Annotated in this window: 15 protein-coding genes; 13 read left to right on the top strand and 2 right to left on the bottom strand. The window is 65.8% G+C overall.

From position 1 onward, the window contains the following. Positions 1–289 precede the first annotated feature (289 nt). The 6 genes from QA635_RS17180 to QA635_RS17205 all read left to right on the top strand — a co-directional run bounded on the left by QA635_RS17180 (position 290) and on the right by QA635_RS17205 (position 6,452). Entirely contained in the window at positions 290–1,024 is a 735-nt protein-coding gene (locus tag QA635_RS17180) for a TetR/AcrR family transcriptional regulator (protein WP_283070536.1), read from the top strand. After that, positions 1,021–1,806 (top strand): HlyD family secretion protein, encoded by a 786-nt coding sequence (locus QA635_RS17185; RefSeq protein WP_283070537.1) that lies wholly within the window; start codon positions 1,021–1,023, stop codon positions 1,804–1,806. The genes QA635_RS17180 and QA635_RS17185 overlap by 4 nt, the downstream gene beginning before the upstream one ends. Then, complete coding sequence (locus QA635_RS17190; protein ID WP_057018437.1) at positions 1,803–2,762, top strand: ABC transporter ATP-binding protein; 960 nt, start codon at positions 1,803–1,805, stop codon at positions 2,760–2,762. The genes QA635_RS17185 and QA635_RS17190 overlap by 4 nt, the downstream gene beginning before the upstream one ends. Before the next feature lie 18 nt (positions 2,763–2,780). After that, complete coding sequence (locus QA635_RS17195) at positions 2,781–3,944, top strand: ABC transporter permease (RefSeq protein ID WP_141339985.1); 1,164 nt, start codon at positions 2,781–2,783, stop codon at positions 3,942–3,944. A gap of 112 nt (positions 3,945–4,056) precedes the next feature. Further along, positions 4,057–5,370 (top strand): adenylate/guanylate cyclase domain-containing protein, encoded by a 1,314-nt coding sequence (locus QA635_RS17200; RefSeq protein ID WP_283070540.1) that lies wholly within the window; start codon positions 4,057–4,059, stop codon positions 5,368–5,370. Positions 5,371–5,534: 164 nt separating this feature from the next. Further along, positions 5,535–6,452: a PhzF family phenazine biosynthesis protein gene (locus tag QA635_RS17205; protein ID WP_283070542.1), complete on the top strand. Its 918-nt coding sequence runs from the start codon at positions 5,535–5,537 to the stop codon at positions 6,450–6,452. Here QA635_RS17205 and QA635_RS17210 read toward each other — a convergent pair. Beyond that, the gene (locus QA635_RS17210) at positions 6,449–6,910 is read right to left on the bottom strand and encodes a DUF488 domain-containing protein (RefSeq protein ID WP_283070544.1); all 462 of its coding nucleotides are present in this window, start codon (positions 6,908–6,910) and stop codon (positions 6,449–6,451) included. The two genes, QA635_RS17205 and QA635_RS17210, sit on opposite strands and share 4 nt — an antisense overlap. Before the next feature lie 10 nt (positions 6,911–6,920). Next, positions 6,921–7,769, bottom strand: a complete 849-nt coding sequence (locus QA635_RS17215; RefSeq protein ID WP_225163757.1) for a DUF72 domain-containing protein — start codon at positions 7,767–7,769, stop codon at positions 6,921–6,923. 139 nt (positions 7,770–7,908) lie between these two features. Here QA635_RS17215 and QA635_RS17220 point away from each other — a divergent pair, with 139 nt between their 5' ends. The 7 genes from QA635_RS17220 to QA635_RS17250 all read left to right on the top strand — a co-directional run bounded on the left by QA635_RS17220 (position 7,909) and on the right by QA635_RS17250 (position 15,395). After that, complete coding sequence (locus QA635_RS17220; RefSeq protein ID WP_283070546.1) at positions 7,909–8,265, top strand: hypothetical protein; 357 nt, start codon at positions 7,909–7,911, stop codon at positions 8,263–8,265. Positions 8,266–8,332: 67 nt separating this feature from the next. Further along, entirely contained in the window at positions 8,333–8,539 is a 207-nt protein-coding gene (locus tag QA635_RS17225) for a hypothetical protein (protein WP_057018442.1), read from the top strand. Positions 8,540–8,787: 248 nt separating this feature from the next. After that, complete coding sequence (locus QA635_RS17230; RefSeq protein ID WP_283070549.1) at positions 8,788–9,921, top strand: glycosyltransferase; 1,134 nt, start codon at positions 8,788–8,790, stop codon at positions 9,919–9,921. Positions 9,922–9,928: 7 nt separating this feature from the next. Next, complete coding sequence (locus tag QA635_RS17235; RefSeq protein ID WP_283070551.1) at positions 9,929–11,431, top strand: glycosyltransferase family 39 protein; 1,503 nt, start codon at positions 9,929–9,931, stop codon at positions 11,429–11,431. 79 nt (positions 11,432–11,510) lie between these two features. After that, positions 11,511–12,206, top strand: coding sequence for a DUF899 family protein (locus QA635_RS17240; protein WP_283070553.1), 696 nt, complete (start codon positions 11,511–11,513; stop codon positions 12,204–12,206). A gap of 426 nt (positions 12,207–12,632) precedes the next feature. Next, positions 12,633–13,775 carry a DUF2778 domain-containing protein gene (locus tag QA635_RS17245; protein WP_341850427.1) on the top strand — a complete coding sequence of 381 codons (1,143 nt, stop codon included), beginning with the start codon at positions 12,633–12,635 and terminating at the stop codon, positions 13,773–13,775. Between the two features lie 123 nt (positions 13,776–13,898). Then, positions 13,899–15,395 (top strand): AMP nucleosidase, encoded by a 1,497-nt coding sequence (locus QA635_RS17250; RefSeq protein WP_283070554.1) that lies wholly within the window; start codon positions 13,899–13,901, stop codon positions 15,393–15,395. Positions 15,396–15,408 lie beyond the last annotated feature (13 nt).

Raw genomic sequence — 15,408 nt, forward strand, 5'->3', positions numbered from 1 at the left:
CACGAAGTGAGCCGTAGCCCGTCGCGCAGGGAAAGCCGGATTGCTCCGGTTACACCTGTGGTGCCACCCCTGCGCCTTCTTGTTGCGCAGGGCCCGTGGGTGCGAGCGGGCTTTCCCTGCGCCCACTGTTCCCCGGAGGGGCGGAAATAAGCAGCAAATTCGGGCATTTGCACCGCGAGATCGCGAACCTATGCGCCCCCTGAGGAGCCGGGAAGGCCGACAGGAACGCTTCCGGCCGGCAGGCGTTTTCTCTGAACATGTTGACAATGACTGACTGGTCAGTCATAATATGGCCATGACAAAGCGCATCCAAGAAGCGAACCGCTCCCGGCCTGCCAGGCGCCGGACCACCACGATCCGAGCTGCCGCAGCGAGGATCCCGAAGGTGGCCTCGGCAAAGCTGCCCGAGGCGAAGCCTGCCGCGAACCGCGCCGAGAAATCCGCGGAGCGGCGCGCTGCGATCGTCGAGGCGGCGATGGACGAGTTCATCGCGCGCGGCTTTGCCGCGACGCGGCTCGACGATGTTGCCAAGCGGGCGGGCGTCGCCAAGGGCACGCTCTATCTGTACTTCAAGGACAAGGAGTCGATGTTCGAGGAGCTGATCCGCACCGCCGTCGTGCCCTTGGTCAATCGCATGGCCGCGCCGCCGACCATCACCGGCCCGGTGCGCGATGCGGTGGAGAGATTCGCCGAGACCTTCATCCGCGAGGTCGTGTCGACCCGGCGCGGCGACATCATCCGCCTGATCGTCTCCGAAGGGCCGCGCTTCCCGGCGATCGCCGACTTCTATTTCCGCGAGGTGGTGTCGAAGGGGATGGCCGCGATGCAGGCGCTGATCCAGCTCGCGATCACGCGCGGCGAGATCAGGCAGCGCCAGCTCGCGCAGTTTCCCCAACTCGTCGTGGCGCCCGCGATCGTCGCGGTGATCTGGCAGAGCCTGTTTGCCCGGCACGCGCCGCTCGATGCCCTCGCGATGTTCAAGGTTCATCTCGATCTGATCTTCGGCGAACGGAGCAAGCCATGACCGTCTCGCGCATCATGAAGCTCGTGACCGCAGTCCTGCTGGCGGCGGCGCTGGCCGGTTGCCAGGAGAAGCGTGATCCCGGCTTCCAGGGCTGGGTCGAGGCCGACATGATCTTCGTCAGCCCCGATGAATCCGGCCGCGTCATCAAGCTCAATGTGCGCGAGGGCGACGAGGTCAAGCCCGGCGATCTGCTTTATTCGGTCGACGACGATTTGCAGCGCGCCGATCTCAACCAGAACAACGCGACCCTCGCCAACGCGCGGCAGAGCTATGATCGCGCGGCCTCGCTGCGCGGCACCGGCGCCGGCACCCAGGCCAATCTGGATTCCGCGGTCTCGGCGCTGCGCGTCGCGGAGGCGCGGGTCAACACCTCGCAGACCCGGCTCGACCGTCGCAAGGGCTTTGCGCCGATCGCGGGCTCGATCCAGCAGATCTATTTCCGCGAGGGCGAGATGGTGCAGGCGCAGCGCCCGGTGCTGTCGATCATGCCGCCCGGCAACATGAAGCTGCGCTTCTTCGTGCCGGAGCCCGAGCTGCCGAAGCTCGCGCTCGGCGACGAGGTGAGGGTGACCTGTGACAATTGCGCCGCCGACCTCACGGCAAAGATCTACTTCATCGCTACCACGGCGGAGTACACGCCGCCGGTCATCTACAGCCTCGATGAGCGCAACAAGCTGGTCTATCTGATCCAGGCGCGGCCGAGCCGGCCCGATGTGCTGCGCGTCGGTCAGCCGATCAGCATCTACCTCAATCCCAAGACGCCGGTGGCGGAGCGCAGATGAACGGCGGCTCCACCAGCGCGCGGTCCAACGCACCCTCCATCGCCATCGACGTGAAGGGCCTGACCAAGTCGTTCGGCGGACGCGAGGTCGTCCATGACCTGTCGATGCAGGTCAAGCGCGGTTCGATCTACGGCTTCCTCGGTCCCAACGGCAGCGGCAAGACCACGACCATCCGCATCCTGTGCGGCCTGCTGACGCCCGACAGCGGCGAGGGCACCTGCCTCGGCTACGACATCCGGCGCGATGCCGACAAGATCAAGCGCAAGGTCGGCTACATGACGCAGCGCTTCAGCCTCTACCAGGATCTGTCGGTGCGCGAGAATCTCGAATTCGTGGCGCGGCTCTATGGCATGCCGGATGCGCGCGGCGCCGCGGCCGACATGATCGCGCGCATCGGCCTGAAGGGCCGCGAGGAGCAGCTCGCCGCCAACCTTTCCGGCGGCTGGAAGCAGCGGCTCGCGCTCGGCGCCTGCACGCTGCCCAATCCGCAATTGCTGTTGCTGGACGAGCCGACCGCCGGCGTCGATCCCAAGGCGCGGCGCGATTTCTGGAACGAGATCCACGCGCTCGCCGCCGAAGGCCTCACCGTGCTGGTCTCGACCCATTACATGGACGAGGCCGAGCGCTGTCACGAGATCGCCTACATCGCCTACGGTCATCTGCTGGCGCATGGCACGGTGGACGAGGTGATCGCCGCCTCCGCGCTGTCGACCTGGACGGTGACCGGCGAGGATTTCAACGGCCTGATGGCCGAACTCACGGACAAGCCCGGCGTCGACATGGTGGCGCCGTTCGGCACCAGCCTGCACGTCTCCGGCCGCGACAAGGCGGCGCTCGAGGCCGCGATCGCGCCCTATCGGGACAATTCGAAATGGCATTGGCAGGCCAGCGAGCCGTCGCTCGAGGACGTCTTCATCGACCTGATGGGGCGCTCCAAGGACAACTTTCAGGGATAATTTCCAGGGATAATTGCGATGAGCGCAACGGAAACGATCCAGAACAGCGAGGCGAGGGAGCCGGCATTCGGCTTCTGGCGGCGCAGCTACGCGATGCTGGTCAAGGAGTTCATCCAGCTTCGCCGCGACCGCGTCTCGTTCGCCATGATCATCATGCTGCCGGTGATGCAGCTGACGTTGTTCGGCTACGCCATCAACACCACGCCGCGCAATCTGCCGACCGCGGTGCTGACCCAGGAGGACAGCGATCTCGGCCGTTCGATCCTGAAGGCGATGGAGAACACCGCCTATTTCCATTTTGTCCGCGAGGTCCACACCGTCGAGGAATTCGACGAGCTGCTGCAATCCGGCAAGGTGCTGTTCGGCGTCGAGATCCCGCGCGGCTTCGAGCGCGCGGTGCGGCGCGGTGACAGACCGGCGCTGCTGGTCGCGGCCGATGCCACCGACCCGGTGGCGTCGGGCTCGGCGCTCGGCGCACTCGGGCCGCTGGTGCAATCGGCGCTGGCGCATGATCTGCACGTCGGCGATCCCCCGGACATGCCGTTCGAAATCCGCGCCCACGCCCGCTACAACCCGGCGGCGGATTCGCGCCTCAACATCGTGCCCGGCCTGGTCGGGACCATCCTGACCATGACCATGCTGATCTTCACCGCGCTTTCGGTGACGCGCGAGATCGAGCGCGGCACCATGGAGAGCCTGCTGTCGATGCCGATCAAGCCGGTCGAGGTGATGTTCGGCAAGATCATCCCCTATGTGCTGGTCGGCTTCATCCAGGCCACGCTGATCATCGCCATCGGCATTTTGCTGTTCGGCGTGCCGGTCCTCGGCAGCCTTACGCTGCTGGCGCTGCTCACCACGCTGTTCATCACCACCAACCTGTCGATCGGCTACACCTTCTCGACCATCGTGCAGAACCAGCTGCAGGCGATGCAGCTCTCGATGATGTTCTTCCTGCCGAGCATCCTGCTGTCCGGCTTCATGTTTCCGTTCGCGGGCATGCCGGTCTGGGCGCAATATATCGGCGAAGGGCTGCCGCTGACCCATTTCGTCCGCATCGTCCGGGCCATCATGCTGAAGGGCGCGGCGATGCAGAACCTGCAATACGACACCGCCGCATTGGTCGCCCTGATGCTGTTTGCCATGACGATCGCGGTGACGCGCTTCCGCCGCACGCTCGATTGAGGCTATGATGGATGCCATCAATGATCGTCATTCCGGGGCGATGCGAAGCATCGGACCCGGAATCTCGAGATTCCGGGTTCGCTTCGCGCCCCGGAATGGCGGGGTGGGAGGCATGGCGGAATCTTCGGACAAAAACAGCGCAGCGGCAGACACAACCGTATCCGCCGACTTCCATCACGCCCTGATGCGCGAGGTGATGACCACCGAGCTGCTCCGCATCAAGGTGCTGATCGCTACCGCCGCTGCCCTCGCGGCGATCAGTCTGCTGGTGTATTTCTTTGCGCCCGACGCGGTCAGCCGCGTCTGGCACGGCAACCTCAGCCCCGTCTACGTCTTCTACGTCACCATTCCGCTGATCCTGTTCGAGATCTGGGTGCACGGGGCGATCAGCTGGCACATGCGCAAGGGGCGCGACCTGCCGGTGGTCCGGCGCTACATCGGCGTGCTGGTCGAGACGTCGCTGCCGACCGTCGTGCTGGCGCTGCACATGAACAGCATGGGGCCGCAGGAGGCGCTCGGCTTCGTGGCGCCGCTGATCTATTTCGTCTTCATCATCCTGTCGACGCTGCGGCTCGACTTCTGGCTCTCGACCTTCACCGGCTTCGTCGCGGCGGTCGAGCTGTTCTACATGGCGGTGTTCTTCCATCCCTCGGGCGGCGGCGCGGCCGAGACCAGCATCTACTATCACGCCGCGCGGAGCGCGATCATCCTGATCTGCGGCGTGCTGGCCGGCGCGGTCGGCATGCAGCTGCGCCGGCAGTTCGCGGCCAGCATCGCGGCCGCCACCGCGCGCGATCGCATCACCAATCTGTTCGGCCAGCACGTCTCGCCGCAGGTGGTCGAACGCCTGATGACGGAGGGTGCCGGCACCGGCGGCGACATCCGCCGTGTTGCGGTGATGTTCGTGGATTTCCGCAGTTTCACCTCGGGTGCGCGCACCCGCTCGCCGCAGGAGGTGGTGGACAGGCTCGACGGCGCCTTCGCCGTGCTGGTCGATATCCTCGATCGTCATGGCGGCATCGTGAACAAGTTTCTGGGCGACGGCTTTCTCGCGCTGTTCGGTGCGCCGTTCGAGACCGGCGACGCCGCGCATCAGGCGGTCGCCGCCGCGCGTGAAATGCTCGCGGCGAACGAGCGCACCAACGCGGCGACGAGCTGGCCGCTGCGCATCGGCATCGGCATCCACATCGGCGAGGTCGTCGCCGGCAATATCGGCTCGCCCCGGCGCAAGGAATACACCGTGATCGGCGACACCGTGAATTTCGCCGCGCGGCTCGAGGCGCTGAACAAGGAGCTCGGCTCGCAGTTTTTGATTTCCTCCGCGGTGCGCGAGGCACTCGGCGACGACTGCAAGGACGCAGTGTCGCGCGGCGAGATCCCGGTGCGGGGCTACGAGCACCCGGTGCACGTCTGGCAGTTGGGGTAGGTGGCGACGCTCGCATGATCCGAGGCAATCACGCACGTCTCCTCAAGCCGCGCGAGCTGCCTGCATGTAACTTGCCCGCGATTGTACCGAGTGCTCTGAAGGGCATCGCGCGGGCTGTGCTACGGTGACGTCATCGAAATGACCGAAGCATAAGGACAAGCAAGATGCAGCGGCGTTATGTCACCGTCGATGTTTTCACCGACCGCGCCTTCGGCGGCAACCCGCTCGCCGTGGTGCTCGACGCCGAAGGGCTGTCGACCGAAGCGATGCAGGCGATCGCGACCGAGTTCAACTATTCCGAGACGACCTTCGTGCTGCCGCCGCAGGACAAGGTCAACGACGCCCAGGTTCGCATCTTCACGGTGCGCTCGGAAATTCCGTTCGCCGGCCATCCCAATGTCGGCACCGCCTTCGTGCTGGCGAGCCGGGCCGCGAAGGCGCCGGCGCGCTTGAGGTTCGAGGAGAAGGCGGGCGTCGTGCCGGTCGAGATCCGGTCCGATGGCGGCAATGTGATCGGGGCCGAGCTGACCGCGCCGCAGGCGTTGCAGCGGACCAATGAGGTGAGCCCGGCCGATGCCGCCGCGTGCCTGTCGCTGACGGCGGATGACGTGAAGACCGATCGGCATGTCCCGCAGGTCGTCTCGGTCGGGCTGCCGTTCCTGGTGGTCGAGATCGCCTCGCGCGAGGCGCTGAAGCGCGCCAGGCCCGATGCTGCGGCGTTCGCCAGGACGCTGGCCGAGATCGGCCGCGACGTCGTCTATTTCTATACCCGCGACGTGCCGGCGAGCGAGCAGCCGCTCGACCTGCAGGCGCGCATGTTCCATCCGGGTGCCAGCGGCCTGTCCGAGGACCCCGCCACCGGCAGCGCGACCGCGGCTTGCGCGGCGCTGCTCGCTGATATCGATCCTGCGCGCGATGGCGAATTGCGGCTGCGGATCGGGCAGGGCGTCGACATGGGCCGGCCGAGCCTGTTGCTGACGCGCGTGCGCAAGCAGGCCGGCGCGGTGACGTCGGTGCATGTCGGCGGCGGCTGCGTGACGATGATGGAGGGGACGCTGAACGTGCCGGGCGGGGCGGGCTAGACCTGCGGCGCCGCCAGGTTCTCGATCCTGACGCCGTCGCGCTCCTCGATGATCTCGGCGATCCAGCGACGGTGGCAGTGTTCGTGGTCGCGCTCGTAGCAGAGGATGCAGACCGGGCCGGACTGCTTGACCAGCGCCGACAGCTCGTCGAGCTCTTCCTTGGCCTGCGCCGTCTTGAGGTGCGCCGAATAGATCTTGTGCAGCAGCGCATATTGCCCGCTGCGCGCCGCCTCCCGTCCGCTCTTCGGGGTGCCGAGGCCGCGCAGATGGACGTAGCCGATGCCGCGCTCGTCGAGGCCCGCGGCGAGCTGGGTCTTGGAGAAGCCGGGCCGGCGCGAGGAGGCGATCGCGCGGACGTCGACCAGCAGCTTGACGCCGGCCTGCTCGAGCTCGTCGAGCACCGCCTTGGACGGCGTTTGCTCGTAGCCGATGGTGAACAGCTTCCTGGCCTTCGCCATCGGTTGTCGCTCACTTCACCCGTTCGATCAGCTCCATCGCGCCGGCGGGCGCGCGGATCTTGCCCTCGTGGATCACATAGGCGAACACGTCGCGCGGCGCCTTCTTGGGCGCGGCCTTCTCGACCTTCGGCAGGTCGTCGGGCTCACTGCCGCCGGCCCAGTCCTGAAACCGCCTGGCCCAGGCGTCGAGCTGCTTCGGCGGATAGCAGGTCTTCAATTCGTCATTGCCCTTCTGCAGCCGCGCATAGACGAAGTCGCTCGCGACGTCGGCGATCGCCGGATATTTGCCGTGCTCGGCGAACACCACCGGTACCTCGTGCTCGCGAATCAGGGCGACGAATTCGGGCACGCAAAAACTGTCGTGGCGGACCTCGACGACGTGGCGCAGCGCGCGGCCGTCGAGCTTGCGCGGCAGCAACTCGAGGAACTTGCCGAAATCGGCGCCGTCGAACTTCTTGGTCGGCGCGAACTGCCAGAGCACCGGCCCGAGCCGGTCCTTCAGCTCCAGCACGCCCGAATCATAGAACCGCTTCACCGAATCGCCGGCCTCGGCGAGCACGCGGCGGTTGGTGGCGAAGCGTGGTCCCTTCAGCGAGAAGATGAAGCCGTCGGGCACTTCGCTGGCCCATTTGCGAAAGCTCTCCGGCTTCTGCGAGCCGTAATAGGTGCCGTTGATCTCGATCGAGGTCAGCTTGGAGGCGGCGTAGGACAGCTCCTTCGCTTGCGCGAGCTTCTCCGGATAGAACACCCCGCGCCACGGCTCGAAGGTCCAGCCGCCGATGCCGATATAGATGTTGCCTGCGTCGGTCTTGGTTGCCTTGGTGTCTGTCTTGGTCGCCTTGGTGGGAGCTTTGGCCACGACTGCACTCATCGTGAGGGAGGGAACAGGAAGCAAGACTAATCAAAATAATCGTGATTGGCCAGTTTGCCAGATCGGCGCGGCAGTGCTTATCGTCGCTGTCGCTCTTCGCTACGATGCGCCAAAATGGAGAACAACAATGCGCATGCTGGTTGCGGCCGCCCTCTTGATCATGTCCTCCGCTGCAATGGCCGACGAGGTCGACGATGCGCACAAGCTCGCGATCACCGGCCGCGACGCCTACTGGAATTGTCTCGCCCGCGAATATCCCCGCGACAGCAACAAGGCGATGTCCGACCAGGAGTTCACCTCGCTGATCGCCAATGTCTGTCCGTCGGAGCGGCAGAACTTCCGTGTGTCGCTGATCGACTTCCTGTCGCTGCAATTTCCGAAGCAGGACGCCGACGCGAATCTGACGACCGCCAACCGCGCGATCGAGCTCGCGCAGAAGGACATCGTGACCGCCTTCACCCGGCGCAAGGCCGCGGCCAAATAGGTTCCCAAATCCTGTTGCGGCCGGCCGATTTTTGATATCAATCCGCGCAGGCGAGGGGATCATCGGCATGAGATCACAATCGACGGCAGGTTTCTTGGGCGCACTGGTCGCGGCCGTCGCGCTGGCGGCGGCGTTCATCTACGGGCCGTCGCCGAGCCAGCTCCGCAACCCGACCCGGTCCGCCGCGCAGCCGCAGGCGGCTCCCGCCGCGGAAGCCGCGCCTGCAGCCCCGGCGCCACGCGGCCCGGTGATCCGGGAAGTCCCGAACAACTAGCGCCTCCTGCGCCCCTTGCGGACCGCCTGGGGCCTTCCTATCTTGCTTCCAACGGCGACGTTGCAGCTTCAGGGCTCCGGCGCCGGACGACCACGACATTGATTGGCTGCGCCGGATGTACGCGCGCCCCTTGTTCGTGGTCGTTGGCATTTTCAGGGGTGTTTTACCCCGTTTTCCCGCTTTCCGAGCGTGCGTTTGGGTCGGCCTGCCTTGGCAGCGGGAGAGGCTGCGGCTATACGCTGGCGCTCATGAACCAAGCCATCAAGCCGAGCCCCGAAACCTCATCGCAGGCAGCAAGCTTGCCGCTGCTTTCGGTGGTCGTCCCGACCTTCAACGAACGCGACAATGTCACGGTGCTGTACCGCCGGCTCGACGCGATCCTGAAGGACGTGTCCTGGGAAGTCATCTTCGTCGACGACAATTCGCCCGACGGAACCTGGGACGTGGTGCGCGCGCTGGCGCGGAAGGATTCCCGCGTGCGCTGCATCCGCCGGATCGGCCGGCGCGGCCTGTCCGGCGCCTGCATCGAGGGCATCCTGGCCTCGAGCGCGCCCTATGCCGCGGTGATGGACGCCGACCTGCAGCATGACGAGACCCAACTGCCGAAGATGGTGGCGCTGCTGCAGAGCGGCGAGGCCGAGCTTGTGGTCGGCAGCCGCTATATCGAGGGCTACAAGGCCGACGGCTTCAACAAGCAGCGCGCCGGCGCCAGCGCCTTCGCCACCGAGATCGCGCGCCGCACGCTGAAGGTCGAGATCGCCGACCCCATGAGCGGCTTCTTCATGATCCGCCGCGACCGCTTCGAGCAGCTCGCGCCGCAGCTGTCGACGCAAGGCTTCAAGATTCTGCTCGACGTCGTGGCGACGGCGGAGGGCAAGCTGCGCGCGGTCGAAATTCCCTACACCTTCGGTGCTCGCCAGCATGGCGAGAGCAAGCTCGACTCCATGGTCGCGCTCGACTTCCTCGGCCTGGTGCTGGCGAAGCTGACCAATGATCTGATCTCGCTGCGCTTCATTCTGTTCGCAGCCGTCGGCGGGCTCGGCCTGGTGGTGCACCTCACCGTGCTGTTCATCGCGCTTGAACTGTTCAAGGCGCCATTCCCGGAGGCCCAGGCCACCGGTGCGATCGTCGCCATGACCAGCAATTTCATCCTCAACAATTTCCTGACCTATCGCGATCAGCGGCTAAAGGGCTTTGGCATCCTGCGCGGCCTGCTGCTGTTCTATCTGGTCTGCAGCGTCGGCCTGCTCGCCAATGTCGGCGTCGCGTTCTCGGTCTACGACCAGGAGCCGATCTGGTGGCTGGCGGGCGCAGCCGGCGCGCTGATGGGCGTGGTTTGGAACTACGCGATGTCCGGGCTGTTCGTCTGGCGCAAGCGATGACGGCGGCATGAACGCGAGCGAGGCGCGGCTGGCCCGAAACACCGCGCTTGCGGTGTGCGCGCTGGTCGTGTTGCGGCTGGCCGCCGCGGCATGGACGCCGCTGACTTTCGACGAAGCCTATTACTGGATGTGGTCGAAGGCGCTCGCCGGCGGCTATTACGACCATCCGCCGATGGTGGCGGTGGTGATCCGGCTCGGCACCATGATCGCGGGCGATACGCCGTTCGGCGTGCGGCTGGTGTCGATCCTGCTCGCACTGCCGATGAGCTGGGCGATCTACCGGGCGGCCGGCATCCTGTTCGGCGGCCGGCGCATCGCCGCGAGCGCAACGATCCTGCTCAATGTCACGCTGATGGCCGCCGTCGGCACGCTGATCGTGACGCCGGATGCGCCGCTGCTGGTCGCTGCCAGCCTCCTGCTGTATGCGCTCGCAAAGGTGCTGGAGAGCGGTCGCGGCGAATGGTGGCTTGCGGTCGGCGCCAGCGCCGGCGCGGCGCTGCTGTCGAAATACTCAGCGCTGTTCTTTGGTCCGGCGATCCTGATCTGGCTTGCGATGGTGCCGAAGCTGCGGCGCTGGTTTCTCTCGCCCTGGCTCTATCTCGGCGGTCTGGTCGCCCTCGGCCTGTTCAGCCCGGTCATCCGCTGGAATGCCGATCACCACTGGGTGTCCTTCATCAAGCAGATGGGCCGGGCGCGGATCGAGGATTTCCGCCCGACCTACATCGCCGAGCTGATCCCGACCCAGTTTGCGTTCGCAACGCCATTGGTCTTCATTCTCGGCGTGATGGGCCTCTACGCGCTCTATCGGCGCCGCGCCGGCGCGCTGGAGGCGCGCGCGCTGGTCAACACGATGTTCTGGACCATCGTGGTCTACTTCACCTGGCACGCATTGCATGCACGGGTCGAGGCCAACTGGTTCGCGCCGGTCTATCCCGCCTTTGCCGTGGCGGCCGCGGTCGCGGCAGTCCAGGTGCAGTGGGCGCCGCGCGAGCAGCGCACGATCGATTTCTGCCGCCGCTGGGCCGCGCCCGTCGGCGTCGTGCTGTTCGCGCTGCTGATCGTGCAGGCCAACACCGGTTTGCTCTCGGGCTACCGCCGCGACGCCACCGTGCGCAGCGTCGGTGTCGGCTGGCGGGAGCTAGCGGACGAGATCGAGGCGACCCGCGTGCGGACCGGCGCGAGCTGCGTGCTGGCGGCGGATTACGGCACCACGGGCTGGCTCGTCTTCTATCTCCCCAAGGGCACCTGCGTCGCCCAGCAGGGCCAGCGCATTCGCTGGGTCAACATGCAAGAGCCGAGCCCGGCGCAACTGGCTGGCAAGCTGCTCTATGTGCACGAGGTCGAGCAGGCGATGCCGGCCTCGCTGCGCGACAATTTCGCCCGTGTCGAAACGGTGGCCGAGGCCAAACGCATGCGGGGGCCGTTGACCATCGAGACCTACGCGCTCGACCTGCTGGAAGGTGCAAAGGGCGAGATCCTCGACCGTTCCCCGCCGCCGGAACTCCAATAAAATCCTCGCCGTTAAGTGTCGGATCGTCCGGGGCCGGCTCGTCTTCCAGACAGCCCGTCAACCACGCGAGGTTCCAACCATGACCAGTTCCGTCCTCAAGCCCGCCACCGAGCTCGCCACGACCAATGTCAGGCGCTTTCCCAATGAGAGCGCCGAGTATCGCCGCGCCCGCCAGGAACTGCTTGTCGAAGAGATTGAGCTGCGCCGGCATATCGAGCGCGTCGCCGCGCTGCGCCGCGCATTGCCGCCGGGCGGCGAGGTGACCAAGCCCTATGAGTTCACCGGCGAGTCCGGCGCGGCATCGCTCGCCGATCTGTTCGGCAACAAGCCGACACTCATCATCTACAGCTACATGTACGGCCCGCAGCGCGAGAAGCCGTGTCCGATGTGCACGTCGTTCATGAGCACGTGGGAGGAGAAGCTGCCCGATATCGAGCAGCGCGTGTCGTTCGTGTTCGTGGCGCGCTCGCCGATCGCACGCCTGATCGAGGCGAAGAAGGCGCGCGGCTGGACGCATCACAGGATCTACTCGGATGCATCGGGCGATTACACGCGCGACTATGTCAACAAGGATGACAGCGACCTGCCGGGCTACAATGTCTTCACACGCCACAACGGCACGATCCGTCATTTCTGGGCCGGCGAAATGGGGGCGGGCACGATGGACCCCGGCCAGGACCCGCGCGGCGCGCCGGACATGGATCCGCTGTGGACCTTGCTCGACACGACGCCTGAAGGACGCGGCAAGGACTGGTATCCGAAGCTCAGCTACTGAGAGATGGTTTTTGCTCGATCCCCGCGCGATTACGGGGCGATCGGCAAGGAAATTCTCTCCTGAATATATTCCGGTATGCCGCGCTGGAGCGGCATGCCGGAATGTCCCATGATGGGACAGAAAAGCCGCTTTGGCGGTCCAATGTCATCTTAAAAAAGCCCTACGCCACAGGCACTTCCCGCGCTGCAGGGGATCGCATCCGGTTAAGTCGCATTTAACTAAAAGTCGCCTTAATGGCCGTCTGTGCCCCCGCGCGACGTTGAGCCGAACACCCGTTCGACCCCGCGTCGAGTGAGGGACAAAGGTGGACCTGTTTTGAGCGCCGGGCGTATGGGTACGAGTGCGAGTGCGTATGTTCTTGGGGCGCCAAGCCGCAAGAAATCCTCCCGAAAAATTCTCCCACAGCATTTCCTCGGCAGCGCCGCGGTGGCGGGGCTGGTGCTTGGCTGCGCCTGGACCGTCTACGCCAACATTTTTGCGGCGAGCGTCTATCCGTCGGTGGGTAGTGCGTCGTTCGATGCGCCGGTGGTGAAGCGGCCCGTCGCGGTCGATGCGCGGCCGACGCCTGCCTTCAACGAGGTGTTCGCGTCCCTGACGCCGGCACCGGCGGCGCCCGCGAAGACCGAGGTCGCGAAGTCGGAAGCCCCGGCATCGTCGCTTATGTTTAACGATCGGTTTGCGGCCGCCTCGCCCGAGGGCGTCGCATCCAGCGTCGTGGCTGACGCCGCATCGCAGATCGACCCGATCAAGCAGGCCGCTGCGCCCAAGCTCGCCGAAGCGGCGAGGGCGGTCGCCTCCGCGGAGCTTGCCGAGACATCGAAGGCGTTGCCGGCGCCGAAGTCGGTCGAGACCGCCAAGAAGCAGGCCGCCGCCAATCTGAAGGTGGCGCTCAACGATCCCGCTGCGGACGTTCAGCCCAAGGGTGCCGATAAGGCGTCCGAGGCGAAGCCTGCCGAGGCCAAGCAGGCTGCGAAGTCCGGCGGCGTTCGCGACATGGCCGCGCGGGCCAAGGCCGCGGTGATGTCGATCGCGTCGAACGAGCGGCAGACCATGGTCGAGAAGCTGTGGGGCAAGCGGGAGTCGAGCGGCGGACTGCTCTCCTTCGCTTCAGCCGATGCGAACGTGACCGGCAGCATCCCCTCGACGTTGGACCAGAACCCGATGCTCGGCGGCTCGCCGCCCTATGACCGTCAGACCGCGGTCTACGACATCTCGGCCAAGACCGTGTACCTGCCCGACGGCACGCGCCTCGAGGCGCATTCGGGCCTCGGCTCCAGGCTCGACGACCCCAGGTCCTCGCATCTGAAGATGGTCGGCGTGACGCCGCCGCACATTTACGAGCTCAAGCCGCGCGAGGCGCTGTTCCACGGCGTGCCGGCACTGCGGCTCAATCCGATCGGCGGCGAGGGCAAGATCTTCAACCGCGACGGCTTGCTCGCGCACACCTTCATGCTCGGTCCGAACGGCGACTCCAACGGCTGCGTCTCGTTCAAGGACTATTACGCGTTCCTCGACGCCTACCGTAACAAGGGCATCCGCCGTCTCGCGGTGCTCGCGCGGATTCAGTAGTCAGAGCGGGCAGCGGCCCACCGCTGCGGCCTGATCGACGTCTGGAACTAGATGCCATAGTCGCTATACTGCACTGATCCAGAGCGAGTCCAAGCTCGGCAACGGATCTGGTGCAACGCGAACATGTCTCCCACGCCCTCCATCGAAACCCCGCCGCCGATCACGACCGAAGCGTTCGTCGATGCCGCAGCCGCGGTTGTCCGTCTCGAAGAGATCTACGAGCGCAACACCGGCTTCCTGCGCAATCGTTTCGAGGCCTATGTCAACGGCGTGCCGTTCACGACGCGGGTGCGGGCGCATTATCCGTTCGTCCGCATCACGACCTCGTCGCACGCGCGGCTCGACTCGCGGCTTGCCTACGGCTTCGTCTCAGGACCCGGTGTCCACGAGACCAGCATCACGCGGCCGGATATCTTCCGGACCTATCTCACCGAGCAGATCGGGCTCCTGATCAAGAACCATGGTGTGGCGGTCGAGATCGGCGAGTCGAACGAACCGATCCCGATCCATTTCGCCTACCGCCGCGACATCAATATCGAGGCGGCGCTGACCATCGCCGACAGTTCGGCGTTCACAAGGTCGCTGCGCGACATCTTCGATACGCCCGATCTCGCGGCGATGGACGATGCGATCGCCGACGGGACCTTTGAGCTGACGCCGGGCGTGCCGGAGCCGCTGGCGCTGTTCCGCGCGGCGCGAGTCGATTACTCGCTGCGCCGGCTCTACCACTACACCGGGACCGACCCGGAGCACTTCCAGAATTTCGTGATCTTCACGAACTACCAGTTCTATGTCGATGCCTTCGTGCAGCTCTCCCAGCAGCGGCTTGCGTCGGGCGAGGCCGGTCTCGAGGCCTTCGTCGCGCCCGGCAATGTGATCACGCACAATGCGCGGCTCGGCGGCGGCACCACCGGGACCCCGTCCGAACGCGTCCCGCAGATGCCGGCCTTCCATCTGGTCCGGCCCGGCTATCGCGGCATTACCCTGATCAATATCGGAATCGGTCCGTCCAATGCGCGCAACATCACCGATCACGTCGCGGTGCTGCGGCCGCATGCCTGGCTGATGATCGGGCACTGCGCCGGACTGCGCAACACGCAGCGGCTCGGCGATTATGTGCTCGCTCACGGCTATGTGCGCGAGGACCACGTGCTCGATCACGAGCTGCCGCTCTGGGTGCCGATCCCGGCGCTTGCGGAAATGCAGGTCGCGCTCGAGGAAGCCGTCGGCGAGGTGACCGGGCTCACCGGCTTCGAGCTCAAGCGGCTGATGCGCACCGGCACGGTCGCCAGCGTCGACAACCGCAACTGGGAGATCAGCGGGCCGCAGGTGATCCGGCGCATGTCGCAGTCGCGCGCGGTCGCGCTCGACATGGAATCGGCGGCGATCGCCGCCAACGGCTACCGCTTCCGCGTACCCTACGGCACGCTGCTGTGCGTCTCCGACAAGCCGCTGCACGGCGAGATCAAGCTCGCAGGCATGGCCAGCGAATTCTACCGCCAGCGCGTCGGCCAGCACCTTGAGATCGGTCTCAAGGCGCTGGAGCGGCTCAAGCAGCAGGAATCCGAACGCCTGCATTCGCGCAAGCTGCGCAGCTTCGCCGAGGTCGCGTTTCAGTAGCGCAACGCCGGGC

This window comes from Bradyrhizobium brasilense (genome assembly GCF_029714345.1).
GTDB lineage: Bacteria > Pseudomonadota > Alphaproteobacteria > Rhizobiales > Xanthobacteraceae > Bradyrhizobium > Bradyrhizobium australafricanum.

Coding starts and splice junctions, on each gene's coding strand:
- QA635_RS17180 (WP_283070536.1), top strand. CDS start 290: ATGGCCATGACAAAGCGCATCCAAGAAGCGAACCGCTCCCGGCCTGCC.
- QA635_RS17185 (WP_283070537.1), top strand. CDS start 1,021: ATGACCGTCTCGCGCATCATGAAGCTCGTGACCGCAGTCCTGCTGGCG.
- QA635_RS17190 (WP_057018437.1), top strand. CDS start 1,803: ATGAACGGCGGCTCCACCAGCGCGCGGTCCAACGCACCCTCCATCGCC.
- QA635_RS17195 (WP_141339985.1), top strand. CDS start 2,781: ATGAGCGCAACGGAAACGATCCAGAACAGCGAGGCGAGGGAGCCGGCA.
- QA635_RS17200 (WP_283070540.1), top strand. CDS start 4,057: ATGGCGGAATCTTCGGACAAAAACAGCGCAGCGGCAGACACAACCGTA.
- QA635_RS17205 (WP_283070542.1), top strand. CDS start 5,535: ATGCAGCGGCGTTATGTCACCGTCGATGTTTTCACCGACCGCGCCTTC.
- QA635_RS17210 (WP_283070544.1), bottom strand. CDS start 6,910: ATGGCGAAGGCCAGGAAGCTGTTCACCATCGGCTACGAGCAAACGCCG.
- QA635_RS17220 (WP_283070546.1), top strand. CDS start 7,909: ATGCGCATGCTGGTTGCGGCCGCCCTCTTGATCATGTCCTCCGCTGCA.
- QA635_RS17225 (WP_057018442.1), top strand. CDS start 8,333: ATGAGATCACAATCGACGGCAGGTTTCTTGGGCGCACTGGTCGCGGCC.
- QA635_RS17230 (WP_283070549.1), top strand. CDS start 8,788: ATGAACCAAGCCATCAAGCCGAGCCCCGAAACCTCATCGCAGGCAGCA.
- QA635_RS17235 (WP_283070551.1), top strand. CDS start 9,929: ATGAACGCGAGCGAGGCGCGGCTGGCCCGAAACACCGCGCTTGCGGTG.
- QA635_RS17240 (WP_283070553.1), top strand. CDS start 11,511: ATGACCAGTTCCGTCCTCAAGCCCGCCACCGAGCTCGCCACGACCAAT.
- QA635_RS17250 (WP_283070554.1), top strand. CDS start 13,899: ATGTCTCCCACGCCCTCCATCGAAACCCCGCCGCCGATCACGACCGAA.